The following is a 26,961-nucleotide window of genomic DNA, read 5'->3' as shown; positions in this document are numbered from 1 at the left end:
TCCGCTCTTCGCAGGGCGATTGACGAACGAAAGCTTGCCCATGAGCCAATCCATCAACGGTGCGACCCAGGCCTACCTGATCCCGGGCGACCCGGTGCGCAACGTGCGGCTGCCGCGCATGTTCAATGCGGCCTTCGAGCGCTTCGGCATCGACGCGGTGATGCTGCCCGTGCAGGTGCCGCTTCGCGACTTCGCGGTGTTCTTCAAGTCGGCGTTCCTGGCGCGCAACGTGCTGGGCATGGTGCTTGCGCCGCCGCACAAGCCGCTGGCGGTCGACCTGCTCGACGGCTGCGGGCTGTTCGGCCGGGTGGCGGGCTCGGTGAACGTGGTGCGCCGCATCGAGAACAACGAACTCGAGGGCGACCTGTTCGACGGCGAGGGTCTGCTCGGCGCGCTCGATCACTTCAACATCCCGTTTCGCGGCAAGCGCGTTTTGATCCTCGGCGCGGGCGTGAGCGCGGCGGCCATCGGCGTCGCGCTGGCCGAGGGAGGCACGGTCGACGGGGCCGAGCACATCGCCTTTCACGACACCTCGGCCGGCAAGGCCGCCGGCGTGGCGGCCAAGCTCGATGCCTTCTTCGATGCGCGCGTGACGGTGGTCGACAGCAATGCGCCCGAGGGCTACGACCTTGTCATCAACGCCACGCCGCTCGGGCTGGTGGAAGGCGATGCGCTGCCGGTCGACGTGTCGCGCATGGCGCCGCATGCGGCGCTGTTCGACATCCTGCTGCGCAACCAGCCCACGCCGCTGGTGCAGGCGGCCCGCGCGCGCGGGCTCAATGCGCAGGCCGGCTTCGAGATGCTGATCCAGCAGATGCCGCATTACTTTCGCTACTTCGGGCACCTCGATGCGGCCGAGGCGATGCAGGCCGACGCCAGCTTCCTGCGCGAAATCATCTATCCGCCCGCGATGCACGGCGAGATCGCCAACCCCCTGCGCTATCACTCGGCCAGCGTCGCCTGACGTCCGCGCAACGCTCCAACAAACACGACACCGAATGATTTCCGGCAAGACCACGCTCATCGCCCACCTGGGCTATCCCACCGAGGCCTTCAAGGCGCCGATGATCTACAACCCCTGGTTCGAGCGGCAGGGCATCGACGCGGTGGTGGTGCCAATGGGCGTCAAGCCCGAGGACTACGCTGCCACGCTGGCGCAGGTCTTCAAGTTCAGCAATCTCCGCGGCGCGCTGGTCACCATGCCGCACAAGGTCACGACCATGGGGCTGGTCGACGAGGCCACGCCCACGGCGCGCGTGGCCGGCGCCTGCAACGCGATCCTCAAGCGGCCCGACGGCAGCCTGCTCGGCGACCAGTTCGACGGCGCGGGTTTCGTGCGCGGCGTCGAGCGCAAGGGCCGGCGCTTCAAGGGCACGCGCGTGCTGGTGTCGGGCGCGGGCGGCGTGGGTTCGGCCATTGCGGCCTCGATCGCCGCGGCCGGCGCGGCCGAACTGATGCTGTTCGACATGAACGATGCCGCGGCCCAGGCGCTGGCCGCCCGGCTGCACGCGCACTACCCGCAGATGAAGGTGGCGACCGGCTCGAAGGACCCGGCGGGCTTCGACGTGATCGTCAATGCCACGCCGCTCGGGATGAACGAGGGCGACCCGTTGCCCTTCGATGTCGAGCGCATCGCGCCCGGCACCTTCGTCGGCGAGGTTGTCATGAAGACCGAATACACGCCGCTGCTGCAGGCCGCCCAGGCCAAGGGCTGCGCGGTGCAGGTCGGCACCGACATGCTGTTCGAGATGATCCCGGCCTACCTCGAGTTCTTCGGCTTCGGCACTGCGTCGCCCGACGACCTGCGCGCCGTGGCCCAATTGAAATACTGAGCGATCGACATGAGTATCTTCGAAGGTTTTCTTTCCACATCCGAAACGCTCGGTGCGTTCAGCGACCGCGCCTTCGTCGACGCGATGCTGCGCTTCGAGGCCGCGCTCGCGCGCGCCCAGGCTGCCGAAGGGCTGATTCCCGAGAGCGCGGCGCACTCCATCGTGGGCAGTTGCAAGGTCGAGCTGTTCGACGTGGCCAAGATCGTGCGCGAGAGCGGCCGGGCGGGCAGCGTGGCGATCCCGCTGGTGAAGGCGCTGCGCGAGGCGGTGGGCCTGTTCAATGCAGAGGCCGCGCCGTTCGTGCATTTCGGCAGCACCAGCCAGGATGTGATCGACAGCGCGATGGCGCTGGTCACGCGCGAATCCGTGGCGCTGGTCGAGGCCGACCTGGCCAAGGCGGCTGACGCGCTGCTCGGCCTGGCCGTGGTGCATGCCGAGACGCCGATGCTCGCGCGCACGCTGATGCAGCCGGCCTCGGTCACGAGCTTCGGCTTCAAGTGCGCGGGCTGGGCGGCGCCGCTGGTGCGCAGCCGCATCCGCCTGCGCGCGGCCGCGAAGCACGCGCTGCAGGTGCAGCTCGGCGGTGCGGTCGGCACGCTGGCGCAGATGAAGGGGCAGGGTGCCGCGGTGCGCGCGCGCATGGCCAAGGAACTCGGCCTCGGCGACCCCGGCGCGACCTGGCACACGCAGCGCGACGAATGGGTGGCGCTGGGCTGCGAGCTCGGCCTCGTCACCGGCAGCCTCGGCAAGATCGCGGTCGACATCGCGCTGCTCGGCCAGTACGAGGTCGGCGAAGTCACCGAGCCGAGCGAGCCCGGCCGCGGCGGCTCGTCGGCCATGCCGCACAAGCGCAATCCCGTGGCATCGATGGTGGCCATCGCCGCCGCGCACCGGGCGCCGCAGCGCGTGGCCGCCTTGCTCGGCGCCATGCCGCAGCAGCACGAGCGCGCGCTCGGCGCCTGGCAGGCCGAACTGGCCGAATGGCCGCAGCTGCTGATGTCGGCGCATGGCAGCGTGCGCGCCATGGCCGGCGCGCTGCCGGGCCTGCAGGTCGATGCCGCGCGCATGCGCGCCAACATCGACCGCCTGCGCGCCGAGCTGCCGCGCAACGCCGCCGACGAATGGTTCGATCCCGCGCTTGCAGTCCAAGCCGGGCAAGTCGCAATGGCCGAGGCCAAGGCGCTCCGGGCCAAACTCTCAGACAAGGAACTCTCCGCATGACCGCACCCGAAACACCGAGCACCGGCCACGACGACTACGAAGCCGGCCTCGTCAACCGCCGCCGCGTGCTGGGCGATGCCTGGGTCGACCGATCGCTCGCCAACCGCAACGAATTCAACGCCGAGTTCCAGGCGCTCATCACGCGCCATGCATGGAACGACATCTGGGGCCGGCCCGCGCTGGGCGACAAGACGCGCCGCTTCATGGTGCTGTCGATGATGCTCGGCATCCATGCCTACGAAGAGTTCGCGATGCATGTGCGCGCCGCGCTCGACGGACCCGAAGAATCGCGCCTCACGCCCGACGACATCAAGGAAGTCATCATGATGGCTGCCATCTACTGCGGCGTGCCGGTGGCCAACCATGCATTCGGCATCGCGACCGGCATCCTGCGCGAGAAGGGCCTGCTGCCGCCAGCGGCGGCGAAGTGAACGATCGGGCCGCGCCCTCCACAGCATTCATCGAGAAGGAAACACCATGACCCGTCTGAACGTGCGCCGAGAAGGCAGCGGCCCCTTCGTCGTGCTGAGCCACGCGCTCGGCTGCGACCTGCACATGTGGGACGGCGTGGCCGAGCAGCTCGCGCGCGGCCATACCGTGATCCGCTACGACCACCGCAACCACGGCGGCTCCGAGGTGGTGCCGGGCGCGCTCGGCATCGAGACCCTGGCGCAGGATGCCGCCGAGCTCATCCAGCGCGAGACCGGCGGCGAGCCCGTGCATTTCGTCGGCCTCTCGATGGGCGGCATGGCCGCGCAGGCGCTCGCAGTGCGGCACCCCGAACTGCTGCGCAGTGTGGTGATCGCCAACTCGTCGGCCTACTATGCAGACCAGAGCCCGTGGCGCGCGCGCGTCGAAACCGTGGCCGCCAAGGGCGTCGCGGCGATCGCGCAGGGCGCGGTGTCGCGCTGGCTCACGCCGGGCTATGTCACCACGGCCGAAGGCAAGGCCGCGTCGCAGGCGCTCCACGACGTACTGGTGCGCACCGACGCGCAGGGCTACATCGAGAGCTGCAATGCCGTGGCCGCGATCGACTTCCGCGAGAGCAACCGCCGCATCGCCGTGCCCACGCTGGTGATCGCGGGCGTGCAGGACGAGGCCACGCCGCTCGCGATGTCGGAGGCCATGGTGGCGGCGATCCCGGGTGCGCGGCTCGCGACCATCGACGCGGCGCACCTGAGTGCGGTCGAGCGCCCGGTCGAGTTCAGCCAGTTGCTGATCGATTACTGGCGCAGCCTCTGATCTACCGGGTTGCTGGCGGGGCGTGGCTCCTAGGTGTAACCCCTATTTCGCGCGAAGAATGAACGTTCGCGTTCGATGATCGAACATTTCTGGTGCGCCAAGCATTGTGGGCGGCGGCTGGGGTTCCTACAGTCAGGCCCATGCACCGCGCCATCGCCACCGTGTCCCTCAGCGGCACCCTTCGCCAGAAGCTCGAAGCCGTTGCGGCCGCCGGCTTCGACGGCATCGAGCTGTTCGAGAGCGACTTCGTCAATTTCAGGGGCTCGGCCGCCGAATTGCGCCGCATCGCCGCGGACCTCGGCCTGTCGATCGACCTGTACCAGCCGTTCCGCGACTTCGAGGCCATGCCCGAGGCCCAGTTTCGGCGCAACCTCGAACGCGCCGAGCGCAAGTTCGACCTGATGCAGGCGATGGGCGCGCCGCTGATGCTGTGCTGCTCCAACACCTCGCCGCTCGCCGTCGACGATCCTGCGCTGGCCGCGGCCCAGTTGCATGAACTGGCCGAACGCGCCGCCCGCCGCGGGCTGCGGGTGGGCTTCGAGGCGCTGGCCTGGGGCCGTTTCACCTCGCGCTATGGCCAGGCCTGGAACATCGTGCGGCAAGCCGGCCATCCGAACCTGGGCCTGATCCTCGACAGCTTCCATACGCTGTCGCTCAAGGACGATTTCAACGGCATCGCCGACATCCCGGGCGACCGGATCTTCTTTCTGCAGATGGCCGATGCGCCGCTGCTGTCGATGGACGTGCTGCAGTGGGCGCGCCACCACCGCGCGTTTCCGGGGCAGGGCGAGCTCGACGTGATCGGCTTCTTCGAACAGGTGCTGCGCGCCGGCTATGCCGGGCCGCTGTCGCTCGAGATCTTCAACGACCTGTTCCGCGAGACGCCGAACCGCCGCACCGCGGTGGACGCGATGCGCTCGCTGCTCTACCTCGAGAGCGAAGCGCGGCGGCGGCTCGCCGCGGACGCGCCTGCCACGGCCGCCGCGCCGGCGGTTGCGCCCGCCGTGGTGCTCTTCAGCCCGCCGCCGGCGCCCGCGCTGTCGGGCTTCTCGTTCATCGAGTTCGCGACCGACGAGAACGGCGCGCCCGCGCTCGGCGCGATGCTCGAGCAGCTCGGCTTTCGCCGCATCGGCCGCCACCGTTCGAAGGCCGTGGCGCTGTACCGCCAGGGCGAGATCAACCTGCTGGTCAATGGCGAGCCGGCGTCGTTTGCGCGCAGCCGCTTCGAGGCGCACGGCACCTCGGTGTGCGCGCTCGGCATCCGCTGTGCCGATCCGCAAGCGGCGGTCGAGCGTGCCACCGCCATGTGCTCGCAGCGCCACGACAGCCCCGTGGGCCCGGGCGAACTGCGCGTGCCGGCGATCGTTGCGCCAGGCGGCAACCTGCTGCACTTCGTGGCCGAATCGCTCGGCGCCAACGGGCTCTACGAGGCCGATTTCGTCCTCGATGCCAATGCCGACGTGCACGGTGCCGGCCTGCTTCGGATCGACCATGCGGCGCTTGGCCTGGCGCTCGACCAGCTCGACACCTGGGTGCTGTTCACGCGCGCCGTGCTGGGCCTGGCGCCTGGCGAGAGCCTCGAACTCGCCGACCCGTTTGGGCTCATCCGCAGCCGTGGCGTGGCCAATGCCGAGCGCAGCGTTCGGCTGGTGCTCAACGTGTCGCTGAGCCAGCGCACCCGCACCGCGCGCACGCTGAGCGTGACCGGCGGCGGTGCGGTGCACCACATCGCGCTGGCCTGCACCGACATCTTCGAGAGCGTGGCGCGGCTGCGCGAGATCGGCACGCGCTTCGTGCCGATCTCGGACAACTACTACGACGACCTGGCGACGCGCGTCGAGCTGGACCCCGCGCTGCTCGCGCGCATGCGTGCCGCCGGCGTGATGTTCGACCGCTCGCCGGCCGGCGACTACCTGCACATCTACACCGAAGGCCTCGAAGGCGGGCTCTTCTTCGAGCTTGCACAGCGCACCGCGGGCTACGACGCCTATGGCGCGCTCAATGCGCCCGCGCGCATGGCCTCGCAGGCGCAGGACTGACAGCAACTTTTCCCATTGTTCAACCGGAGACAAACAGCATGGCAAATCCGATGGCCCATGAACCCAAAGGCCGGCACCAGTCGAAGAAGGCCGCCGCCAGCGGCTGGATTGGCTCGGCGCTGGAGTACTACGACTTCTTCATCTACGCCACCGCGGCGGCGCTGATCTTTCCGCAGATCTTCTTCCCCAAGGGCGACCCCAAGACCGCGATCATCGCGTCGCTCGCGACCTATGGCGTCGGCTACATCGCCCGGCCCATCGGCGCCTTCGTGCTCGGCCACTGGGGCGACACCCACGGGCGCAAGCAGGTGCTGGTGCTATGCATGTTCCTGATGGGTTTCTCGACCGTCGCCGTGGGCCTGCTGCCGACCTACGACCAGGTTGGCCTGCTCGCACCGGCACTGCTGGTGCTCATGCGCCTCATCCAGGGCTTTGCCGTGGCCGGCGAGATCTCGGGCGCCAGCTCGATGATCCTGGAGCATGCGCCGTTCGGCCGGCGCGGCTTCTTCGCGAGCTTCACGCTGCAGGGCGTGCAGGCTGGCCAGATCATGGCCGCCGCCGTGTTCCTGCCGCTCGCGCACTACATGCCCGAGGAAGCCTTCAACTCGTGGGGCTGGCGGATTCCGTTCCTGCTGAGCTTCCTGGTCATCGTCGCGGGCTACATCATCCGCCGCGAGGTCGACGAGACACCGGCCTTCGCCGAGGTCGACAAGAAGGGCGAAGTGCCCAAGGCGCCGATCGTGCAGGCCATCACCGACAGCTGGCGCGACATGCTGCGCGTGATCTGCATGGCGCTGATGAACGTGATTCCGGTGGTGGCGACCGTGTTCGGCGGCGCCTACGCGGTGCAGGCCGCCTACGGCATCGGCTTCGAGAAGGACGTGTACCTGTGGATTCCGGTGCTCGGCAACATCGTCGCCGTGGTGGTCATTCCGTTCGTGGGCAACCTGTCCGACCGCATCGGCCGCAAGCCGCCGATCATCTTCGGCGCGCTCGCCTCGGGCCTGCTCTCGTTCGCATACCTGTACGCCATCAGCATCAGGAACGTGCCGCTCGCCGTGTGCATGTCGCTGCTGATGTGGGGCGTGGTCTACCAGGGCTACAACGCCACCTTCCCGAGCTTCTATCCGGAGCTGTTCCGTACGCGCAGCCGCGTGTCGGCGATGGCGATCTCGCAGAACCTGGGCACCACCTTCACCGCCTTGCTGCCGGCGCTGTTCGCGACCGTGGCGCCGCCCGGCGCGGCCAACATCTGGCTCACCGTGGGCGCCATCACCTTCGCGATCACCGTGCTCGCCGCGCTGGCCGCGATGAGCGCACGCGAGACCTACCGCGTGCAGATGAACGACCTCGGCAAGCCCGATGCGGTGCCGGTCGACAAGGCCGAGTACGACCGGCTGCGCGAGCAGACGCTGGCCGATTCGCGCCTGGCGCGGGCCGTGGCCTGAAGTCCCTGTCTGCACCAAGGACGCCGGCGTGGGGAAGAATGCCGGCATGACTTCTTCCTCCCCCTCCCATCTCAAGATCGACTTCGTCTCCGACGTGGCCTGCCCCTGGTGCGCGGTGGGCCTCGGCGCGCTCGAGGCCGCGCTCGGCCGCGTGGCGCCGGACGTCACGGCCGAGCTGCACTTTCAGCCCTTCGAGCTCAATCCGCAGATGCCGCCCGAGGGGCAGGACACCTTCGAGCACCTGAACGAGAAATACGGCGCCACGCGCGAGCAGCAGGCCCAGACGCGCGAGGCCATCCGTGCGCGCGGCGCTGAGGTGGGCTTCGCGTTCCACCCTGAGGGCCGCCCCCGCGTCTACAACACCTTCGACGCGCACCGCCTGCTGCATTGGGCGGGGCTCGAGGACGCGGCCCGGCAGCTCGCGCTCAAGAAACGGCTGCTGAAGGCCTTCTTCACCGACCGCGAGAACACGTCGGACCACGAGGTGCTGGTGCGCGCAGCCGGAGACGCGGGGCTCGACCCGGCGCGGGCGCGCGAGATCCTCGCGGGCGACGAATTCGCGCGCGAGACCCGCGATCGCGAGCGCATGTACACCGATGCGGGCATCCACTCGGTGCCCGCGATCATCATCAACGACCATCACCTGATCTCGGGCGGGCAGCCGGTCGAGGTGTTCGAACGGGCGTTGCGGCAGATTGCGGGCGCGGCGCCGAATGCGGTGGCTGCGGCGTGACGGGATCTCAGGCTTCGATGCGCCAGGCCGCCGGCCAGTCGTCGAAGCTCTCGAGCGGAACCCCGCCGCACAACAGCGTGTACATCGGCTCCTCGGGAAAATCGTTCATCCGGACGACGAGCTTCTGTCCGTCCGCGTCGGTCGCCTCGTAGGGAAATTCCGCATCGCCGGTCTTCGACCACGACATCGGCGTTTCAAGATGGGGTGAACTCATTTCGTGATTCCGAACTTGCTGTTGTATTCCGCGCTGGTCCTGGACGCGCCATCGATGATCGATTGGTAGATGTCGTCGCCTTGCAGGCCACGCGCCTGGTACTTCTGTACTTCCTGCTGAAAGGTCGGCCCGTCCGGTGAGCCGTACTTCTGCAGGTCTCGCTGGCGCAGCCCCTCGACTTCGACCGGGTCCTGCATGTAGGAGCGGGCAGTCATCCGCGCGTCGTGCCGTTCGTTGAAGGCCAGTTCGGCGCGTTCCTGGGGACTCTTGCCTTCCGCCTTCCATTGTTCATCGAGCGCCTTCATCCTTTCGGGCGAGGTGTGCTTGTTGTACCACTCGCGGATCGACTTGTTGTCGGTGGCCTTCATGCCGGGCGGCAAGGGCCGCACGACCACGGTACCGTCGCGGCCCACCTCGACACGCGGGGATGGGCGAGTGTGTCCCTGTTCCGTTGGCCTGCTCACCGGCTCGAGCGGTGCGCCGCGCGCCGTCTCGCCCGGGCGCGCGATGGGCTGGGTCGGGCGCCGCCCTCCGAACCCGGTACGGATCGTCGCGGCGTCGAGCAGCCCGGCACCGAATTGATTGGCCGCGGCCACCTGCTGTTCGGTGCCTCCGAGCACGCGCGTCGCGGCGCCGGGGCCGCCGAACACCGGTCCGAGGAAGCTGATGGCCATCGTGTTGCCGAAACGCAGGTTGCGTTCGTCCAGCCAGGCCTGCTCGGCATTCGAGAGGCTGCCCGAGACGCGAGGCCCGGGGTTGTAGACGTCGTCGAGAAAGTCGAGATCGCGCCGCAGCTTCAGCGATTGCTCGGGCGGCAGCGGCGACTGGCCGGTCAGATGGTCGCTGAGCTGCTGGCGCTTGTCGTCGATCACCGATTGCGGGATCTCGTCGGGCCACCGCTCGCATTCTTCCTTGAACTGCCGGGCGTACATCAGCGCATCGGTGGGTTCCACCCCGGCGGGGCGGTCGAGGCCCGACGTCCAGCGCACATAGAACGGCTGGCTGTCGAATTCGGCCTGGGCCCGCTCGTAGCGCTCGCTGCAGATGCCGGGGCGGCGGCGCAGCATCGGGCCGCTCGGCACCTGGACGGTCAGCAGTCGGCCGATGGTCCCGTTGCCGTTGAACGGCGTTGTCTGCACCGCCTGGGCCAGCGTGTCCCGGCTGTCGGGCGCGGCGCTCACTGGTGCACCCTTGGCGCTGCGCGCCTTCCCGCCAAGCGGGAGCGAGCTTGCTTGGGGCGGCCCGGCGCGGCGCTCATCAGGCCGCTCCGTTCATCTCGCAAAGATCGCCGTGGCGCGCGACGGCGCGGCTTTCGACAAACACGGTCTGGGACCCGGAGACGACCTTGACGTTGCCCGACCCGAGGGACACGCCCGAGCGCACGCCGCTGCCGGCATTGCCTGCCACGCCCCGGATCACGCTCTCGATCATCAACACCTTCTCGCCGCGCGCGAACACGGTTCCCGCGTACGCCGCCTTCTCGGGCGGCAGGATGGAGACGATGTCGAACGGAACGACCCGATCGCCGACCACGCAGAAGTCGGGCGTCACGTTGACCACCATGAAGCGGGTCTCGGCATCCGCGATATGCCGCTCCGAGCTCATGCGTGCGTCCTTCTGTCGTGAACCGGATTGACGTGGCCGCTGTCCGCGTTGTCGATCGCCTCGAGATGCAGGTCGACGGCGTCGATCTCGCGGGCCTGGTCGAGGCTGAGGCGCCAGGTCAGGTGGACCAGCATGTCGTCTAGGTCGACGTGCACGGTATCGAGCGTCATGGCTTCGCTGCCTTGCGACCCGTCGCCGCTGCGCCAGCGTGCACCGATACGCCAGGCGGGCAATGCCGTCTCGATCGCATCGGCCGACGCGAAGAAGCCGGCCAGGCGCAGCCGCTCATCGCCTGCGAGCCCCCCGGCAATTCGCTGGTCAGCCGGTGCGTACTGGAAGAAGCGCGGATCGAAGTCGTCGGCGTAGTCCATGAACGGCGCTTGCGCATTGCGCTGCAGCCATGCTTCGTCGTAGGTGCCGGCAAGCTGTACCCGCGGCGCCCAGTGGCGCGCGACCGGACCGAACCCCGCGGGAGCGAGGCCCTCCTGGTTGGCATGCATGACTGGCGCCTCGGCGGCCTCGATCCGCGGTGCGGGCGAACGCGCGTCGCGGCCGGCCGTGCCGAAGCAGCCGAGGCCCGAGGGATTGGCGGCGTTCATGCGTGGCGGCGAACCCGGCGCATCGCCTTCATCGTGCCAGCATCCCCCGAAAGCGAGTTCCCAGCGCAGCGGCACTTCGAGCGTGGGCTCGGGATCGGTGGGCGTGCACTGCGTCGGATCGTCATGCCAGTGCCACCCGCGAGGCCCGGTCAGGCGCAGCGATTTCTGCAGCAACCGGATGTCGCCTCGCAAGACCTCGAGGGTCGCGCGCCATTCGCGCTGCGGTGTCCAGTTGCGCGCCCTGGCGCTGCCCGTGATGAATACATCGGCTTCGGGCTTCACCAGCACGAGATCGGTCGCGGCGCGCAGGCTCGAAAGGGCAGGGTGGGCTACGTCCCACGCCACGTCGGCAAAGACCGGGCCGCGATGAACCGGCGAAGCTTGCAGTCGCCCGGGGGCCAGCACGAAGCTCGCGCAGACGATCACCACGTCGCTGAAGCGCCTGCCGGGCCCCATCTTGTCGTACTGGAGGTGTCCGAAGGGCGTGAGATTGCGCACCTGCTGCAATCGCGGCGACGGAACGGTTGGCGCAGTCACTGGCGCATCGCCTTTGCGCCGACGGGATCGATGCCGCCGTCCGTAGCGGCAGCGCGGCCCAACACGTCCGAGGCCGCAGCGGCGGACGCCACGCCCAACACCTGCGCCGCGAGTCCGGCGCCACCGTCGGCGGCGCCGGCGACCTGCTTGGCGATCGAGGCCAGCTGCGAGGCCTGGCCCAGCAGCGAGCCGGGATTCCCACCCATCAACGCACCCAGGCTCGCCATCGGACTGCCGGGCGGCTCGGGCGCCGGCGCGCGCGGCACCGCCGTGGGCTGCAACGCCGCCTGGCCGCCCGTCGGATTGAGCCAGATGTGCTCTCCGTTCAGCGTCACGTCGTCGCCCTGCGCGGTGATGTTGATCTTCTTGCCCGTCACCGCGATCGACCCGTCCGCCTTCAACTGAACCACCGATGCGCCCACGCGAAGCGAAATCGAGGTTCCGTCCATCTGGATATGGCTGCCCTTGTCGCCGCCGACCGATAGCGTGTATTGCTCGCCGACCTTCGTTGTCTTCGTCTTGCCGACCAGGGTGTTGTCGGTCATGCCGACCACGGCATTGCGCAGCATGCCCACGTTGAACGAATAGGCGAGGCCGATGTTCACCATCTTGGCGAGGCCCACGTTGTGCATGTAGGCCATGCCGATCGTCGAGATCTGATTGCGGTCGACCTTCTTGCTGCGGTCGTTCCCCACCCAGTGGGTCTCGTCGCGCTCGACCTCGATGTCCTGGTTGCGCTCGGCATGCAGCCACACCTGCTCCTGGCCCTTCCTGTCCTCGAAGCGCAGCGCGTTGGCGTTCTCGCCGCTGCCGCCTTCGGAACTGCGCGTGAGCATGCCGCTCTGCGTGGCGTTGTCCGGCAGCTTCCAGGGCGGCATGTTGTCGGCGTTGTAGACCCGCCCCGTCACGATCGGCCGGTCGGGGTCGCCGTTCTCGAAGTCGACGATCACCTCCTGGCCGATGCGCGGCACCTGGATGCCGCCGAACTGGGTGCCGGCCCATGGCGAGGACACGCGCACCCAGCACGAACTGTTCTCGTCCTTCGTGCAGTAGCGGTTCCAGTGGAAGCTCAGCTTCACGCGGCCGTACTCGTCGGTCCAGATCTCGCGGCCCGCCGGTCCCGTGACGATCGCCGTCTGCGGCCCCGTGGTGCGCGGCCTGGGCACCGGCGGCGCTGTCGCGCGGAACACCTTGCTCGCGGGGATCACCTCGAAATCGACCCGGCACTCGAACGGCTGCTGCGCGCTCGCGTCGCCCACGTCCTGCAGCCGCAGGTGCGCTGCGGTCACCAGGTACTGGCGGTTCGACTCGTTGTGCGGATGGCGCTCCAGCGCGACCAGGCAGCCGGGCACCACCGCACGCAGGTTGCCCGCGCCGCTCGCGCGCTCGCCCTGGCTGCCGGTCTCTTCCATGCGCGTGCGCACCAACTGCTCGCCTTCGGACTCCACCACGTAGTCGCCAGGCCAGCCATAGCGCTCCCAACTGGCCTGCGCCGTCTTGCGCGGCATCGCGCTGACCTGCTGCAGCTCGGCGCGCGGGCGCTGGAAGTCGAAGTCGTCGGTCACCCAGCGGCCGCTCTGCAGCTCTTCGCAGGCATTGAAGCGGTCGCAGTGCTCCTCGCGCACGGTGGCTTCCGCCGCGTGGAACGGAATGCGCTGGTAGCCCGCATGCGCGAAGGGCTGGTGCGAGGCCATGTCGTCGACGATCACCAGCCGGTGGCTGTCTTGCGCATGCTCGAAGTAGTAGTACAGGCCCCACTCGTGCAGCAGGCGCGCTACGAAGTCGTGGTCGGTCTCGCCGTACTGCACCTGGAACTCGCGCGGCGGGTAGCTGCGCGTGGCGCGCACATCGAACGCCAACCCGTACTTGCCGAGCACCTCGCGCACGATGTCCAGCACGTTCTGGTTCTGGAAGATGCGGTAGTCGCTGGTGCGCGTGGCCAGCGTGAGCCAGGGCTCGATCACGGCCTCGTACAGCGCGCGCCGGTTCTCCAGGCGCAGGAAGCGCACGCGCGTGACGAGGCCCGAGAGGTGGCGCTGGGCCGGGCCGCTGCCCGGGCGCCCGTCGAGCACGATGTGCGCGGTGAGCGGCTCGCCCACGAGCTGCTTGATGGCGACGTTGGCGGCCTGGCGCTCGTTGTAGCCGGGCTGCTCGGGGGTGGCCAGGGTGAGGGTGTAGCGAAACAGCGTGCTCAGCCCCTCGTCGCCCTCGATCGCGACGGGCTCGAGCGCCGGCTCGCCGCCCAGCGCGGGCATGGCCGGCGACGAGACGCTCAGCACGCGCGCAAGCGCAGCGCCGGGGAGCATCGGGATCAGCCTTCGCGGTTTTCCTTGATGTTCCAGGCGGTGCCCCAGGCGAACGACTTGATATCCGTCCACTCCTTGTGGTTCGTGTCCTTGGATTCGCCGTTCGCGCCCTCCACGCGCATGAACATGTCTACTGTCATGGTTGTTATCTCCAGAGGTTGGTGGCCCGCTACGCGTTGGGCGAAATCAGCCGTTCCGGCCGGACGCGAGCGCTGAAATCCATCGACATGCCAGAGGCTCGCCAGCGTCCGAAGTCATCAATTCGAAAGCATTAATGCAGTGCAAATTAATAACAAATGATTCGATCAATGTCGTGATTGGGAATGCATTACTTTAGTAAAGAATGATTTCCAACGTGCAGCTTTGTTGCGACTGTTTGATCTTTTCTTTGGATTGGTGATTTATTTCCATAAGAAATTGGTATTCGCCTGAAGCTTACCCACGGGCGCAAGCGGCGCGTGCGATGAATTCGCGCATCAACGAGACGGCGACTTCTTCATGGGTCTCTAGGAGCAGGTGGCCGGCGTCCAGAACATGCGCTTCCATCCGTGGCAGCGCACGCATCCAGGAAAGGACTTCGGCCAGATCGAAATAGACATCGTGCCTTCCCCAGACCAGCAGGGCGGGCGGCTGCCAGTGTTCGAGGTACCTGGCAATCTCGTCGAAGCGGGCGGCATGGTTCGCATAGTCGGCGATGAGCGCGCGCTGGGTTTCCATGTGGCCCGGCAGGTTCATCACGCGCCAATCCTCTTCCCAGTGTTCGGCAGGAATCCGTCCGGCTATGTCCGCAGGCACGCCGGAGATGTAGGTGTCGCGCGTGCCCGCAAGGGTGAGATGCGCCGTCGCCGCGGCCTCGTTCTCTGCATTCGGCTGCGACCAGTAGGCCTGCGTCGCGGCCCATCCCGGTCCCCAGCCGGTTCGATGCGCGTTGGCGTTCTGGACGATGAGGCCCAACACTTTCTCGGGCGCCTGCATCGCGATCTGCAGGCCCACGGGCGCTCCCCAGTCGTGCAGGTAGATGAACCGCGGCCCGATCTCCAACGATTCCAGCAGTTCGGAGATCGCGTGGCCAATGGCCTCGAACGACACCGCCGGCAGCGGATCGGACGCGCCGTGGCCGGGCAGGTCCGGCGCGATCACGAATGCAGCCTGCGACAGCGCGGGCATGATCGGTCGGAACAGGCGGGCCGAGTTCGGCGTCCCGTGCAGCAGCAGCAGCGCGGGGCTGGAAGGCTCGCCGGCGGTCGTGAAAGACAGCGCGGTGCCGCCGGACAGACGAAGTCGTTGGGTTCTCATGCCGTTGTCCACCATGCGCGAGCAGGACTCGCTCGCTCATTCAGGGATCCTGGCTTGCGTCGATGCGGGCGGTGTCAGCCGCTCGCTCCCGCGCGTTGCCGGAGATGGCTGACACTGGACGCACGTCAGGACGCGCCGATGCTTCGCGCCTCGCCTTCGATCACCAGGCGATCGATGCGCTCGTCGGGCAGGTTGACCAGCAATTCCACGTGGCGGCGGATCGCATGCATCGCGAGCGAAAAAGCCCCGAGGCCCTCGCCGGCGTCCTTGGCACACGGATCGGGGTGCGACCAATGCGCCGATGCGGGATGGCCCGGCCAGACCGGGCAGGTCTCTCCCGCAGCTTCGTCGCACAGCGTGACGATGAGGTCCATGCGCGGCGCGGAGGCGCCGCCGAACTCGTCCCAACTCTTGCTGCGCAGCCCGTCGGTGGGAAGCCCCGCGCCACCCAGCACCTCGATCGTGCGCGGGTCGGGTTGCCCGCCCGGCGTCGGCGCGCTGCCGGCGGAGTAAGCCGCAAAGCGCTCGCGGCCCAGTTGCTTGAGCAGCGACTCGGCGATCAGGCTGCGCGCGGTGTTGCTGTTGCACAGAAAGAGGACGTGGATCGGGTGGCTGGTGGTCATGGCGAAATGATGATCGCGCGGTGGCGGCCAGTGTTGTGACGACCCGAAACATTGGCGCGCGGCAGTGTGACGTGTGTATGACGGCGCGTTGCGCTACAACCTCGGCTCCCGCAGTGCCGTCCAGGCGAAGGAGTTCTCGATGAGTTTGAATTTCCAATTCGGTCCCACGGCACTCGCCCTCTGCGTCGGTTCGCTGTTCGCCGCAGCTTCGGCGAGCGCCGACGAGCTCGCCAGCCAGCCGGCCAACGAGGCGTACAGCCTCAGCACGGAAAGCATCAGGCTGCATCTGGCCAACACCTTGGCAGAGGACTCGGTGATCAAACCCCTGCCGCGCAACAGCGAGCGGTACAGCTTCGACGGTAAGGTCCGCACCTATGTCGTGCCGGTGAGCCCGGCCATCGACAACCCGATGAACGGCTATTCGCGCTTCGACAGCAGTTCGTTCCGCCGCGATACGGTGACCGCGGAGTTTTCGAATCTCGGCTGGCTCCAGGCGGCGTACAAGCGCCTCGCCGCGGACTGAGGAGTATGAGACCGCATCTTCAATCCATGAATGACGCCGGTTCCTCAGGCGATCCTGTGGGAAAGGCTTCCTTCAGAAATTCGAGAAAAGTCGAGACGCGGTTGCTCAGCAGCCTGCGCGACGGATACAGCGCCCACAGCGCGATCTCCGGCCCCTCGATCTCGCCCCAGCGCACCAGCCGCCCTGCGGCGAGGTCCTGAGTCACGAGCGACACGGGCAGGTACGCGGCGCCGACGCCGCCCCGGACCGCCTCGCGCACCAGGACGAGCTGGATGGCTTACGACATGCGCCTCATGAGCGAACACTTCATGACGGAAGGCATGACCCCGGGTGCGGGCGACGTGGAGCGCCTGACGGAGCTGCTGGCGCGACCACTGCGCTCGTACCGGAATTTTGTTTCGGAGATTTCGACACCGGTCTGACCGGCTCAATCCGCCTTGAACCCCGTCGCAGCAACCGCCTTGCCCCAGCGCACTGTGTCGGCTGCGATCACGCGGCTGAACTCCTGCGACGTGGTACCCGTGACGGCGAAGCCCGCATCTTCCAGCTTCGCCTTGCCTTCGGCCGACTGGACGGCGCGGCGGATGTCGGTCTCGAGCCGCGCGACGATCTCGGGCGGTGTTTTGGCCGGGACGACGATGCCGAACCAGGAGTTGAAGGCGAGCTGCGGGTAGCCCTGCTCGCGGAAGGTCGGAACGTCGGGCAGCGCGGGGCTGCGCGCTTCGCCGCTCGAGGCGAGCGCCACCAGCTTGCCTCCCTTCACGTTGGCCGCCGACAGGCCCACGCTCGCGAAGGCGCCCGACACGTCGCCGCTGAACAGGCCGCCCAGCGCATCGCCCGTGGTCTTGTAGTGCACCGGCTCCGGCTTGAGGCCGATGGCATCGCCGAAGAGGAAGGCGCCGAAATGGCCCGGCGTGCCGGCGCCGAAGGTGCCCATGAACAGCCCCTTCTGTGCGCGGCTCCATTCGACGAACTGCTTCACGTCGCGCGCCGGCACCTTGGCGGGGTTGACCACCAGCATGAAGTTGGAGGTGACCACCTGGCTCACGGGCACGAAGTCCTTCTTCGGGTCGTAGGCGAGCTTGCTGTAGCTGCTGGGTGCAATGGCCAGCTGGCCGGTCTCGCCGAGCATGAGGGTGTAGCCGTCGGGCTGCGCGCGCGCCACTTCGGAGGCGGCGATCAGCCCGCCGGCGCCCGGCTTGTTGTCGACGATGACGCCGACGTTGCTCCAGCCTTCGGACAGTTTCTGGGCCAGCAGGCGCGCCACGATGTCCGGACCGCTGCCGGCCGGAAACCCCACGACGAGGCGCACGGGCCGCTGCGGATAGGCCGAGGCAGCCGCCTGGGCGAAGGCCTGCGGTGCCCCGAAGAGGGTGGTGAGGACGGCGATGGCGAGCGCGCGGCGGCGCACGCCCGCGGGGAGGGCGGTGATCATTCAGGTCTCCTGTCGGTATCGGTATGGGAATCGGGTCAAAGGCCGGCGTGGCCGGTCACTGCAGCGCGAAGAAGCGCATCACGACCTGTGCCGGGTGGCGCATGCCGACGCCGACGAACAGGCGCTCGGTGATCCACTGCAGCGACTGGCTGCGCGTCTCGAACGAGGGCGTGCAGCGGAAGTAGACCTGCGCGGGATCGACCGGCTCGCCGCGCAGCAGCTTCGCCATCACCTCGGCAGGGGCCGTGCGCAAGGCGCGGTTGCGCACGTAGATGCGGTCGCCGGCATCGGTCTCGAGGCCGTAGCGCGCGTCGAGCTCCGAGACGGTGTCGCTCGCGATGCGCTGGAAATCGGCACCCCCCGGCAACACGCGCGCGGTCCAGCCGTCGCCCTTGGCATGGCCACCCAATATCGGCACCACCCGGCGCAGCCCCTCGGCGCCTTCGCCGAGCACCAGCGGCGCGCCGACGTCGACCGAGACATCGGCAAACCAGGCCAGGCGCGGTGCGGCCAGCGGATCGTTCGGCGGTTGGGGTTGTTCGATGGTGGAAGTCATGCCCTAGCGTAAGCCCGGTGGCGAGCCGGCGCTGTCATCCTGGAAGATGACGGGATTGCCCGTATTGCCCGTATTGCCCGTCTTGCCCCCATGCGCACCTGGATTCCCGATCTGCCCGCCGAGCCTGTCGCCGCGTCACTGGTGCAGTGCCTGCCCATGGTGGTGCCTGCGCTCGGCGAGCCCGGGTTCGGCGCCTGCCTTCTCGAGGCCATGGCGCCGGCGCTGCCGGTGGGCTCGTTCTCGGTCTACCGCACGGGGTCGCGGCCGGCCATCTTCCTGAGCGGCAGCCGGGGCGTGCCCGACACCACCCGCGACTGCTGGCGCGCCTACCTTTCGGGACCCATCCGCAGCGACCGCACCTTGCGCGAGGCGAGCGTGCCGCAGCCGCTGCGCGTGTGCCACATCACGGCACCCGAGGTGCCGCCGGAGCATCGCGCGAAGATCTACGAGGCGCACGGCGTGGTGGAGCGCGTGTCGGTGGTCGAAGAGGATCCCGCGGCATACGACGAGGGCGACGACGCCGGCGCGCTGTTCGCGGTCAATTTCTATCGGCACACCCATCAGCGCCCGCTCAGCGATGCGCAACTCGCCGACTTCGGCGCCGCCGGGCGCCTCTTGATGGCGCTCACGCGCAAGCACATCGCGCTGGCACGCGCCGACACGGCGCACGAACTCCGCGCACGGCTGCATGCCCGCTGCCCGGCCTTGACACCACAGGAACTCAACGTCTGCCTGCGGCTGCTGCGCGGCATGACGCAGGAGGGCATTGCATCGGACATGGGCCTCGCGCTGCCGACGGTCAAGACCTATCGCAACCGGGCTTTTAGCCGGCTCGGGATTCACTTTCGCAACGAGCTGTTTGCGCTGATGTTGCCGGAGCGTGGGGTGCAGCAAGGCAGGGCTTGACGACATGGTGTAGCTTCGCCGCTATCCCATCCACCGCCGGACGCGCCCGATGCCCACGCCCACGAACATCGACAACCCCGTCTCGCCCCAGGCCGCATGGGGCCCGCTGGCGCTGGCGCGCCTGCTCCACGCGGTGGTCGCGCTCGCGGCAGCCGGGGGCGTGGGGCTCGAGCTCGCCACCGCGATCATTCACGGGCCGGGCCTCGCGCCGACGCAGCTCGAAAGGCTGGTGCGGCTGTTCAGCTTTTTCACGATCGATTCGAACCTGCTGATCGGTGGCGTCTGCGCGCTGCTGGTCTTCAGGCCTGCGCATGACGGCCGCGTGTTCCGCGTGCTGCGGCTCACGGCGGTGCTCTGCATCGCGGTGACGGGCGTGGTGTTCCACACGGTGCTCACGGGGCTGCGCGACCTGACGCCGTCGGGCGAGCTGGCCAACTTCCTGCTGCACACCGTCACCCCGCTCGGCGCGGTGCTGGGCTGGCTTTTCGTGGGCCCGCGCCCGCGCACCGACCGCGGCACCATCGGCCGCGCGATGCTGCTGCCGCTGGCATGGATCGGCTACACCTTCGTGCGCGGCGCGTTCGTCGACTGGTATCCGTACCCGTTCATGGACGTGGCGAAGATCGGCCTGGCGCGCGCGCTGCTCAACTCGGCGGCGGTGGCCTTGGTGTTCCTGGCCATGGCCTTCGGCCTGCGCTGGCTCGAGACGCAGCTGCCGCCCGCGCCGGCTTCCTGAGCCCCAGGGTTTTCGGCTTCGTCGCAGAATCGCGGCATGACGAAGACCACACTGCAGCAACTCCTCGGCACCGAGCTTCCTCTCATCCAGGCGCCGATGGCCGGCATCCAGGGCAGCGCGATGGCGATCGCGGTCAGCAACGCGGGCGGGCTCGGCTCGCTGCCTTGCGCGATGCTCGGCAACGACGCGCTCCGCAGCGAACTGGCGGCCATCCGCGCAGGCACCGGCAAGCCTTACAACGTCAATTTCTTTGCCCATGTGACGCCCGCGCCCGACGCGGCGCGCGAAGCCATGTGGCGTGAGGCACTGGCGCCTTACTACCGCGAGTTCGGCATCGATGCCGCTTCCATTCCGACCGGTCCGGGGCGCAACCCCTTCAGCGCCGAAGTGGCCGAGCTGCTCGCCGAATTCCGCCCGCCGGTGGTGAGCTTCCATTTCGGGCTGCCGCACGAAGCGCTGCTGGCGCAGGTGCGCGGCTGGGGCTCGAAGATCCTTGCATCGGCCACCACCGTCGACGAGGCGCTGTCGCTCGAGGCGCAGGGCGTCGACGCGGTCATTGCGCAGGGGCTCGAAGCGGGGGGCCATCGCGGCCACTTCCTCTCGCACGACCTGACCAAGCAGCTCGGCACTTTCGCGCTGCTGCCGCAGGTGGTGCGCGCGGTCCGGCTGCCGGTTATCGCCGCGGGCGGCATCGCCGATGCCGATGGCGTGAGGGCCGCCATGGCGCTGGGTGCAGCGGGCGTGCAGGTGGGCACGGCCTACATGCTCGCGCCCGAGGCCACCACCAGCGCGCTGCACCGCGCGGCGCTCCAGAGCGAGGGAGCGCGCCACACGGCGTTGACCAATCTCTTCACCGGCCGGCCGGCGCGCGGCATCGTGAACCGCGTGATGCGCGATCTCGGACCGATCGGCGCGGCGGCGCCCGAGTTTCCGCTCGCCACCTCGGCCATCGCGCCGCTGCGGGCCAAGGCGGAGGCGCAGGGCAGCGGTGATTTCTCGCCGCTCTGGTCGGGGCAGAACGCCATGGGCTGCCGCGACCTGCCGGCCGCCGAGATCACGCGTGCGCTGGCACACGGCCTGGCCTGAAGACACATCGCGCCGGGCTGAACTTCGACGCGGTGAACGGGTCACACCGCGTTACGAGCGGGAGGAGGCGCTACGGCGTCGATTTGGTGCACCATCGGTGCTCGTCTCCCATTGCTCTTTGCAAAAGGAAACCGCCGACATGCCCGAACGAGATCCCTCCGACCTCCGCGACAACCATTCCGACGCCCCCGAGTTCAGGCCGCGGCGCGAAACACCCACCGGCCTCATCGTCGTCATCCTGCTGCTGGCCCTGGTGGCGGCGTTCTTCGGCTGGCGCTGGTACCAGCAGCAGCAACAGCAGCCCGAGGCGCTCGCGCCTTCGCCGCCCATGGCCGCCACGCCGAACGACGGCCTGGTGCTGCCGCCGCTCTCGCCGCTGCCCGAGCTGCTCGAACCGCAGAACCCGCTCGAAGGGCTTGCACCGCCCGACGCGGGGCTGCCGCCGGTGGCTGATTCGGATTCGCGCGTGAGCAAGGCGCTGGCCGACCTGCTCGGCAGCCGCAACGCGGCCGAGTTCCTGCTGCCCGACGGCGTGGTGCGCCGCTTCGTGGCCACGGTCGACAACCTCCCGCGCGAGCAGGCGCCCGCCAGCCGGTGGCCGGTCCACCCCACCGGGCAGCGCTTCATCACCGCGGGGCAGGGCAACGCCGAGGTGATCGACGCGAAGAACAGCGCGCGCTATGCCGCTTTGGTGCAACTGACGCAGTCGGTCGATTCGGCGAAGGCGGCCAAGGTGTATGCGCGGCTCTACCCGCTGTTTCAGCAGGCGTACGAAGAGCTCGGCTATCCGGGGCGCTATTTCAACGACCGCCTGATCGCGGTGATCGACCACCTGCTGCAGGCGCCCGAGCCCGCGGGCCCGGTGAGCGTGCGGCTCGTCGAGGTCAAGGGCAGCGTGCCGTCGCAGCGGCCGTGGGTGCGCTACGAATACGTCGACCCTGCGCTCGAATCGCTCTCGGCGGGCCAGAAGATCATGGTGCGCGTGGGCCTGGAGAACGAGCGCAAGCTCAAGGCGAGCCTGCGCAGCTTCCGCCAGCAGGTCGCGACGGGTGCGGTGGCGAAGAAGGCCGGCCAGCCCTGACGCGCGCCGTGTAGGCGCGGGCCGATTGCGCGCGGCGGCGATGGCGCAGATGATCGGCCTTCACGAAATCCAAGCCGTTTCGAGGACCACCGTATGAGCCTGATGAGCGTCGACCTCTACCAGAGTGCTACCGATCCCGCGAAATTCCTGGCGCTTCCCGCCGGCACGGACCCGACGGAACTCATGGGTCCGATGACCTTCGATGCCGACTACGGCGAGGTCCGGCGCTACCGGGAGGGCTTCGAATTCGACCCCTCCCAGGACTACGCCGGCGTCAACGCCGCCAAGATCGCCGCCGACCTGCTGACCGTCAAGTGGGCCATGTACCGCCGCGAAGGTTGAACCGGCGGCTGAGGCCGCCAAGCGCTCAGGCGGCGGCTTCGGCTTCCTGGTAATCGCCCACGGGCAGGCAGCTGCAGAACAGGTTGCGGTCGCCATAGACGTTGTCGACGCGGCCCACGGGCGGCCAGTACTTGGCGTCCTTCAGCGCGGCCAGCGGATAGGCGCCGAGTTCGCGCGCATACGGATGCGTCCATTCGCTCGCAACCAGGCTGGCGGCGGTGTGCGGCGCATGCTTGAGCGGGTTGTCGTCCTTTGGCCAGACGCCTTCCTCGATGCGGCGGATCTCGCCGCGGATCGCGATCATCGCGTCGATGAAGCGATCGAGTTCGGCCAGCGGTTCGCTCTCGGTCGGCTCGACCATCAAGGTGCCCGGCACCGGGAAGCTCAGCGTGGGCGCGTGGAAGCCGTAGTCGATCAGGCGCTTGGCCACGTCTTCGGCGGTGACGCCGCTGGTCTCCTTGAGCGGGCGCAGGTCGAGGATGCACTCGTGCGCGACATGCCCGTTGGGGCTGGCGTAGAGCGTGGGGTAGTGCTCCTTGAGCCGCGCGCTGATGTAGTTGGCGCTCAGGATCGCGGTCTCGGTGGCGGCCTGCAGGCCCTTGGCGCCCATCATTCGGCAGTACATCCAGCTGATCGGCAGCACTGCGGCATTGCCCAAGGGCGCAGCGGAAACGGCGCCTACGCCATTGCCCGCGGCGCCGGCCGTCGCATGCCCCGGCAGGTACGGCACCAAGTCCTCGACCACGCACACCGGCCCCACGCCCGGACCGCCGCCGCCGTGCGGGATGCAGAAGGTCTTGTGCAGGTTGAGGTGGCTCACGTCGCCGCCGAATTCGCCGGGCGCGGCCACGCCGACCAGCGCGTTCATGTTGGCGCCGTCGACGTACACGCGGCCGCCGTGTTCGTGCACCAGTTCGCAGAGTTCCTTCACGCGGGTCTCGAACACGCCGTGCGTGCTGGGATACGTGATCATCACCGCGGCCAGGTTGGCGCTGTGCTTCTCGCAGGCGCGCCTCAGGTCGTCCATGTCGACGTTGCCCTGCGCGTCGCAGGCCGTCACCACCACCTGCAGGCCCACCATCTGTGCGCTCGCGGGGTTGGTGCCATGCGCCGACGACGGAATCAGGCAGATGTTGCGGTGTCCCTGGCCGTTGGCTTCCTGGAACGCTCGGATCGCGAGCAGGCCCGCGTATTCGCCCTGCGAGCCCGCATTGGGCTGCAGGCTGATGCCCGCGTAGCCGGTGGCTTCGCAGAGCCAGGCGCGCAGCTGGGCGTCGAGCTGGGCGTAGCCCGCGAGCTGCTCGGCGGGCGCGAACGGATGGATGTTCGCGAACTCGGGCCAGGTGATGGGGATCATCTCGCTGGTCGCATTGAGCTTCATGGTGCAGCTGCCGAGCGGGATCATGCTGCGGTCGAGCGCCAGATCCTTGTCGGACAGGCTGCGGATGTAGCGCAGCATCGCCGTCTCGCTCTTGTGCGTGTTGAACACCGGGTGCGCGAGAAAGGCGCTGGTGCGGCGCAGGTCGTCGGGCAGTCGCGGCGCGGTGCCGGCGAGTTCGTCGAAGCGCGGCATCGGCGTGCCGGCGGGCACGAACAGCGCCCAGAGCGTCTCGATGTCGGCGCGCGTGGTGGTCTCGTCGAGCGAGATGCCCAGGTGCTGCTGCAGACGCTGGCGCAGGTTGATGCCGCCGGCCTCGGCGCGCTCGACGATCTTCTGCGTGTCGTCGCCGGTGTGGATCGTCAGCGAATCGAACGCGGTGGCATTGACCACTTCGCGGCCCATCTGCGCGAAGCCTTGCGCGAGGATCGCGGTGAGCGCGGCCACGCGCTGCGCGATGCGCGTAAGGCCGTCGGGTCCGTGGTAGACGGCGTACATGCTCGCCACCACGGCCGGCAGCACCTGCGCGGTGCAGATGTTGGACGTGGCCTTCTCGCGCCGGATGTGCTGCTCGCGCGTTTGCAGCGCGAGGCGGTAGGCCGGACGCCCGTGCGCATCGACGCTCACGCCGACCAGCCGGCCGGGCAGCGAGCGCTTGAATTCGTCACGGCAGGCCAGGTAGGCCGCGTGCGGGCCGCCGTTGCACATCGGCATGCCGAAGCGCTGCGTGGTGCCGCAGACGATGTCGGCGTCCCATTCGCCGGGCGGCGCGAGGAGCGTGAGCGCGAGCAGGTCGGCGGCCACGCAGAAGGCGGCGTCGCACTGGTGGGCATGGCCCGCGAGCGGGCGCAGGTCGTGCACATGGCCGGTGGTGGCCGGGTACTGCGCGAGCACGCCGAAGAAGTCGCAGCTCGCCATCAGGTGCGGCAGCGTCTCGGACGCCGTGCTCACCTTCACTTCGATGCCCAGCGGCGCGGCACGCGTGCGGATGACCTCGATCGTCTGCGGATGGCAGTCGCCCGAGACCAGGAACACGTTGCTCTTGCTCTTGACGCTGCGCCGGGCGAGCGTCATGGCCTCGGCCGCGGCCGTGGCCTCGTCGAGCATGGAGGCGTTGGCGATGGCCATGCCCGTCAGGTCGCACACCATCGTTTGGAAATTGAGCAGGGCCTCCATGCGCCCTTGCGAGATCTCGGCCTGGTAGGGCGTGTAGGCGGTGTACCAGGCGGGGTTCTCGAGCACGTTGCGCAGGATCACGCCGGGCGTGTGGGTGCCGTAGTAGCCCTGGCCGATGAAGCTCTTGCACACCTTGTTCTTCGCCGCGATGGCCTTCATCTCGGCCAGCGCGTCCGCTTCGCTGGCGGGCGCCGGCAGCCGCATCGGGCGGGCGCGGCGAATCGCCGCGGGCACGATGCCGTCGATGAGCTCCGCACGCGTGGCCGAGCCGATCACCGGCAGCATGCGCGCTTCGTCGGCCGCATCGATGCCGATGTGGCGGGCGAGGAATTCCTCGGCATTCTCGAGTTCTTGCAGGGAGGGGAGGGAAGGGGTGGGCATGGCGGTGTCGGGGGGAAAAGGCAAGGGCGGGGCTGCCGGACGCGTCGCGTGCGGCCAGCCCGTCTTCAGCGGTGCATCAGGACTCGGCTGCGAACTGGTCGTAGGAGGCGGCGTCGAGCAGCGCGTCGAGCTGCGCAGGTTCGCTGAGCTTGACCTTGAAGAACCAGCCCGCGGCCAGCGGGTCGCTGTTGGCGAGCGAAGGATCGGCGCGCAGCGCCTCGTTCACTTCGGTGATCTCGCCCGACACGGGCATGAACACGTCGGCCGCGGCCTTCACCGATTCGACGACACCGGCCACTTCGCCCTGCGCGAAGGTCTTGCCCACGTCGGGCAGGTCGACGAACACCACGTCGCCGAGCGCATCCTGCGCATGCACGGTGATGCCGACGGTGGCCGCGTCGCCTTCGGCCGAGACCCATTCGTGGTCCTTGGTGTACTTGATGGTCATGTGAAAAAACTCCTCGTGGAAAAAATGAAATGCCGAGCTCAGCCGCGGTAGTAGCGCGTGGGCACGAAAGGCATGGCCGAGACTTCCATCGGAACGGGCTTGCCCCGCACGATGGCCTGCACGCGCGTGCCGGGCTCGGCGAAGGCCATGGCCACGTAGCCCATCGCGACCGGGCGGTCGGCCGTGGGGCCGAGCAGGCCGCTCGTCACGAGGCCTATGTCCTGGCCCTCGAACGATTGCAGCACCGTGCCGTCGCGCACCGGTATGCGCTCGAGCGCCACCAGGCCAACGCGCTTGCGCGTGAGCGTGTCGTGGTCGGTGCGGCCGGCCGCGCCCGACGTGGCCGATGCCAACTGCGCCAGCACCCGGGCCGCGCCCGGGAAGCCGCCTTCGCGCGCGCCGCCCGCGCGGCGCACCTTCTGGATCGCCCAGTTGAGCGAGGCCTCGACCGGCGTGGTGGTGGTGTCGATATCGTTGCCGTAAAGGCACAGGCCGGCCTCGAGCCGCAGCGAATTGCGCGCGCCCAGGCCGATCGGCTTGACCTCGGCCTGGGTGAGCAGCAGGCGGGCCAGGGCGTCGGCGTCACGGCCGGCGACCGAGATCTCGAAGCCGTCTTCGCCGGTGTAGCCGCTGCGCGTGACGAAGGCTGGAATGCCGCCGATCTGCACTGCGCCGCCGGTCATGAACACGAAGCGCTCGGCGCCGGGCGAGAGCCTTGCGAGCACCGCGGCGGCCTGCGGCCCCTGCAGCGCGAGCAGCGCGTGGTCGGGCAGGGGCTGCACCTCGCAGCGTGCGCCGATCTTCTGCTGGATGTGCGCGATGTCGGCCATCTTGCAGGCGCCGTTGACGATCACGAAGAGCGAGCCGTGCCCCTCGTTGAAGAACATCAGGTCGTCGAGGATGCCGCCTTCGTCGTTCAGCAGCAGGCCGTAGCGCTGCTTGCCCGGGGCCAGGTCGATCACGTCGACCGGCATCAGCGTCTCGAAGGCGGCGGCGGCGTCGGGCCCGACCAGGCGCAACTGGCCCATGTGCGAGATATCGAACAGCCCGGCCTGCTCGCGCGTATGGCGGTGCTCGGCCATCAGGCCGGCGGGGTACTGCACCGGCATCGAATAGCCGGCGAACGGCACCATGCGGGCGCCGAGCTCGACGTGCAGGTCGTGCAGCGGGGTCTTGAGCAATGGTTGTTGTTGGTCAGCGGAAGCAGCCACGGGGCAC

General features: G+C 68.7%; 27 protein-coding genes and 2 pseudogenes. 15 read left to right on the top strand and 14 right to left on the bottom strand.

All coding sequences use genetic code 11. From position 1 onward, the window contains the following. Positions 1 to 40 precede the first annotated feature (40 nt). The 8 genes from AC3A6G_RS01070 to AC3A6G_RS01035 all read left to right on the top strand — a co-directional run bounded on the left by AC3A6G_RS01070 (position 41) and on the right by AC3A6G_RS01035 (position 8,515). Positions 41 to 964 (top strand): shikimate dehydrogenase family protein, encoded by a 924-nt coding sequence (locus tag AC3A6G_RS01070; RefSeq protein ID WP_487857850.1) that lies wholly within the window; start codon positions 41 to 43, stop codon positions 962 to 964. 34 nt (positions 965 to 998) lie between these two features. Beyond that, the gene (locus tag AC3A6G_RS01065) at positions 999 to 1,832 is read left to right on the top strand and encodes a shikimate dehydrogenase family protein (protein WP_487857849.1); all 834 of its coding nucleotides are present in this window, start codon (positions 999 to 1,001) and stop codon (positions 1,830 to 1,832) included. A gap of 9 nt (positions 1,833 to 1,841) precedes the next feature. Further along, positions 1,842 to 3,053, top strand: a complete 1,212-nt coding sequence (gene pcaB / locus AC3A6G_RS01060; protein WP_487857848.1) for a 3-carboxy-cis,cis-muconate cycloisomerase — start codon at positions 1,842 to 1,844, stop codon at positions 3,051 to 3,053. Continuing rightward, positions 3,050 to 3,484: a carboxymuconolactone decarboxylase family protein gene (locus AC3A6G_RS01055; protein ID WP_487857847.1), complete on the top strand. Its 435-nt coding sequence runs from the start codon at positions 3,050 to 3,052 to the stop codon at positions 3,482 to 3,484. The genes pcaB and AC3A6G_RS01055 overlap by 4 nt, the downstream gene beginning before the upstream one ends. Positions 3,485 to 3,530: 46 nt before the next feature. Then, the gene (locus AC3A6G_RS01050; RefSeq protein WP_487863911.1) at positions 3,531 to 4,295 is read left to right on the top strand and encodes an alpha/beta fold hydrolase; all 765 of its coding nucleotides are present in this window, start codon (positions 3,531 to 3,533) and stop codon (positions 4,293 to 4,295) included. 140 nt (positions 4,296 to 4,435) lie between these two features. Next, on the top strand, positions 4,436 to 6,334 hold the full coding sequence (locus AC3A6G_RS01045) for a bifunctional sugar phosphate isomerase/epimerase/4-hydroxyphenylpyruvate dioxygenase family protein (protein WP_487857845.1): 1,899 nt from the start codon (positions 4,436 to 4,438) through the stop codon (positions 6,332 to 6,334). A gap of 38 nt (positions 6,335 to 6,372) precedes the next feature. After that, entirely contained in the window at positions 6,373 to 7,782 is a 1,410-nt protein-coding gene (locus tag AC3A6G_RS01040; protein WP_487857844.1) for an MFS transporter, read from the top strand. 46 nt (positions 7,783 to 7,828) lie between these two features. Further along, positions 7,829 to 8,515, top strand: coding sequence for a DsbA family oxidoreductase (locus tag AC3A6G_RS01035; RefSeq protein ID WP_487872827.1), 687 nt, complete (start codon positions 7,829 to 7,831; stop codon positions 8,513 to 8,515). A gap of 7 nt (positions 8,516 to 8,522) precedes the next feature. On the opposite strand, the gene AC3A6G_RS01030 is transcribed toward AC3A6G_RS01035, so the two are convergent. From AC3A6G_RS01030 to AC3A6G_RS00995, 8 genes and pseudogenes are all read right to left on the bottom strand, one after another. After that, a complete protein-coding gene (locus AC3A6G_RS01030) occupies positions 8,523 to 8,729 on the bottom strand; it encodes a hypothetical protein (RefSeq protein ID WP_487872826.1) in 207 nt (68 codons plus the stop codon). Further along, positions 8,726 to 9,910: a hypothetical protein gene (locus tag AC3A6G_RS01025; RefSeq protein ID WP_487857841.1), complete on the bottom strand. Its 1,185-nt coding sequence runs from the start codon at positions 9,908 to 9,910 to the stop codon at positions 8,726 to 8,728. Before AC3A6G_RS01025 ends, AC3A6G_RS01030 begins: the two co-directional genes overlap by 4 nt. Positions 9,911 to 9,986: 76 nt before the next feature. Then, complete coding sequence (locus AC3A6G_RS01020; RefSeq protein WP_487857840.1) at positions 9,987 to 10,334, bottom strand: PAAR-like domain-containing protein; 348 nt, start codon at positions 10,332 to 10,334, stop codon at positions 9,987 to 9,989. After that, positions 10,331 to 11,470, bottom strand: coding sequence for a DUF2169 family type VI secretion system accessory protein (locus tag AC3A6G_RS01015; RefSeq protein WP_487872825.1), 1,140 nt, complete (start codon positions 11,468 to 11,470; stop codon positions 10,331 to 10,333). The genes AC3A6G_RS01020 and AC3A6G_RS01015 overlap by 4 nt, the downstream gene beginning before the upstream one ends. Next, entirely contained in the window at positions 11,467 to 13,776 is a 2,310-nt protein-coding gene (locus AC3A6G_RS01010) for a type VI secretion system Vgr family protein (protein ID WP_487872824.1), read from the bottom strand. The genes AC3A6G_RS01015 and AC3A6G_RS01010 overlap by 4 nt, the downstream gene beginning before the upstream one ends. Before the next feature lie 35 nt (positions 13,777 to 13,811). Beyond that, positions 13,812 to 13,916: pseudogene (locus AC3A6G_RS01005) on the bottom strand (type VI secretion system tube protein Hcp); the annotation flags it as partial. 295 nt (positions 13,917 to 14,211) lie between these two features. Then, complete coding sequence (locus tag AC3A6G_RS01000) at positions 14,212 to 15,072, bottom strand: alpha/beta fold hydrolase (protein WP_487861654.1); 861 nt, start codon at positions 15,070 to 15,072, stop codon at positions 14,212 to 14,214. Positions 15,073 to 15,197: 125 nt separating this feature from the next. Beyond that, complete coding sequence (locus tag AC3A6G_RS00995; protein ID WP_487861653.1) at positions 15,198 to 15,695, bottom strand: arsenate reductase ArsC; 498 nt, start codon at positions 15,693 to 15,695, stop codon at positions 15,198 to 15,200. A gap of 139 nt (positions 15,696 to 15,834) precedes the next feature. Here AC3A6G_RS00995 and AC3A6G_RS00990 point away from each other — a divergent pair, with 139 nt between their 5' ends. Further along, entirely contained in the window at positions 15,835 to 16,218 is a 384-nt protein-coding gene (locus tag AC3A6G_RS00990) for a hypothetical protein (protein WP_487861652.1), read from the top strand. A gap of 19 nt (positions 16,219 to 16,237) precedes the next feature. On the opposite strand, the pseudogene AC3A6G_RS00985 reads toward AC3A6G_RS00990, so the two are convergent. Further along, positions 16,238 to 16,486, bottom strand: a pseudogene (locus AC3A6G_RS00985) (LysR substrate-binding domain-containing protein); the annotation flags it as partial. A gap of 4 nt (positions 16,487 to 16,490) precedes the next feature. On the opposite strand from AC3A6G_RS00985, the gene AC3A6G_RS00980 reads away from it, so the two are divergent. Further along, positions 16,491 to 16,640: a hypothetical protein gene (locus AC3A6G_RS00980; RefSeq protein WP_487861651.1), complete on the top strand. Its 150-nt coding sequence runs from the start codon at positions 16,491 to 16,493 to the stop codon at positions 16,638 to 16,640. Between the two features lie 5 nt (positions 16,641 to 16,645). Here the strand turns inward: AC3A6G_RS00980 and AC3A6G_RS00975 are convergent, their stop codons facing one another. Then, a complete protein-coding gene (locus AC3A6G_RS00975; protein WP_487861650.1) occupies positions 16,646 to 17,653 on the bottom strand; it encodes a Bug family tripartite tricarboxylate transporter substrate binding protein in 1,008 nt (335 codons plus the stop codon). Between the two features lie 55 nt (positions 17,654 to 17,708). Next, positions 17,709 to 18,209 carry a DUF3237 domain-containing protein gene (locus AC3A6G_RS00970; protein ID WP_487861649.1) on the bottom strand — a complete coding sequence of 167 codons (501 nt, stop codon included), beginning with the start codon at positions 18,207 to 18,209 and terminating at the stop codon, positions 17,709 to 17,711. Between the two features lie 90 nt (positions 18,210 to 18,299). Here AC3A6G_RS00970 and AC3A6G_RS00965 point away from each other — a divergent pair, with 90 nt between their 5' ends. The 5 genes from AC3A6G_RS00965 (at position 18,300) to AC3A6G_RS00945 (ending at position 22,360) form a co-directional block, all read left to right on the top strand. Beyond that, on the top strand, positions 18,300 to 19,115 hold the full coding sequence (locus tag AC3A6G_RS00965; protein ID WP_487861648.1) for a helix-turn-helix domain-containing protein: 816 nt from the start codon (positions 18,300 to 18,302) through the stop codon (positions 19,113 to 19,115). 49 nt (positions 19,116 to 19,164) lie between these two features. Next, positions 19,165 to 19,851, top strand: coding sequence for a Pr6Pr family membrane protein (locus tag AC3A6G_RS00960; protein ID WP_487872823.1), 687 nt, complete (start codon positions 19,165 to 19,167; stop codon positions 19,849 to 19,851). A gap of 36 nt (positions 19,852 to 19,887) precedes the next feature. Further along, a complete protein-coding gene (locus AC3A6G_RS00955) occupies positions 19,888 to 20,937 on the top strand; it encodes an NAD(P)H-dependent flavin oxidoreductase (RefSeq protein ID WP_487861646.1) in 1,050 nt (349 codons plus the stop codon). A 139-nt stretch (positions 20,938 to 21,076) separates the two neighbouring features. Beyond that, positions 21,077 to 22,018 (top strand): DUF3014 domain-containing protein, encoded by a 942-nt coding sequence (locus tag AC3A6G_RS00950; protein ID WP_487861645.1) that lies wholly within the window; start codon positions 21,077 to 21,079, stop codon positions 22,016 to 22,018. A 93-nt stretch (positions 22,019 to 22,111) separates the two neighbouring features. Further along, the gene (locus AC3A6G_RS00945; RefSeq protein WP_487861644.1) at positions 22,112 to 22,360 is read left to right on the top strand and encodes a hypothetical protein; all 249 of its coding nucleotides are present in this window, start codon (positions 22,112 to 22,114) and stop codon (positions 22,358 to 22,360) included. A 25-nt stretch (positions 22,361 to 22,385) separates the two neighbouring features. Here the strand turns inward: AC3A6G_RS00945 and gcvP are convergent, their stop codons facing one another. From gcvP to gcvT, 3 genes are all read right to left on the bottom strand, one after another. Then, positions 22,386 to 25,295 (bottom strand): aminomethyl-transferring glycine dehydrogenase, encoded by a 2,910-nt coding sequence (gene gcvP, locus AC3A6G_RS00940; protein ID WP_487861643.1) that lies wholly within the window; start codon positions 25,293 to 25,295, stop codon positions 22,386 to 22,388. A 76-nt stretch (positions 25,296 to 25,371) separates the two neighbouring features. Further along, positions 25,372 to 25,743 (bottom strand): glycine cleavage system protein GcvH, encoded by a 372-nt coding sequence (gene gcvH / locus AC3A6G_RS00935; protein ID WP_487861642.1) that lies wholly within the window; start codon positions 25,741 to 25,743, stop codon positions 25,372 to 25,374. A 38-nt stretch (positions 25,744 to 25,781) separates the two neighbouring features. Further along, a complete protein-coding gene (gene gcvT / locus AC3A6G_RS00930; RefSeq protein ID WP_487861641.1) occupies positions 25,782 to 26,954 on the bottom strand; it encodes a glycine cleavage system aminomethyltransferase GcvT in 1,173 nt (390 codons plus the stop codon). Positions 26,955 to 26,961: the final 7 nt, after the last annotated feature.

The organism is Variovorax sp. Soil_C_26 (assembly GCF_057657075.1).
This window is presented reverse-complemented; position numbering and strand designations above follow the sequence as displayed.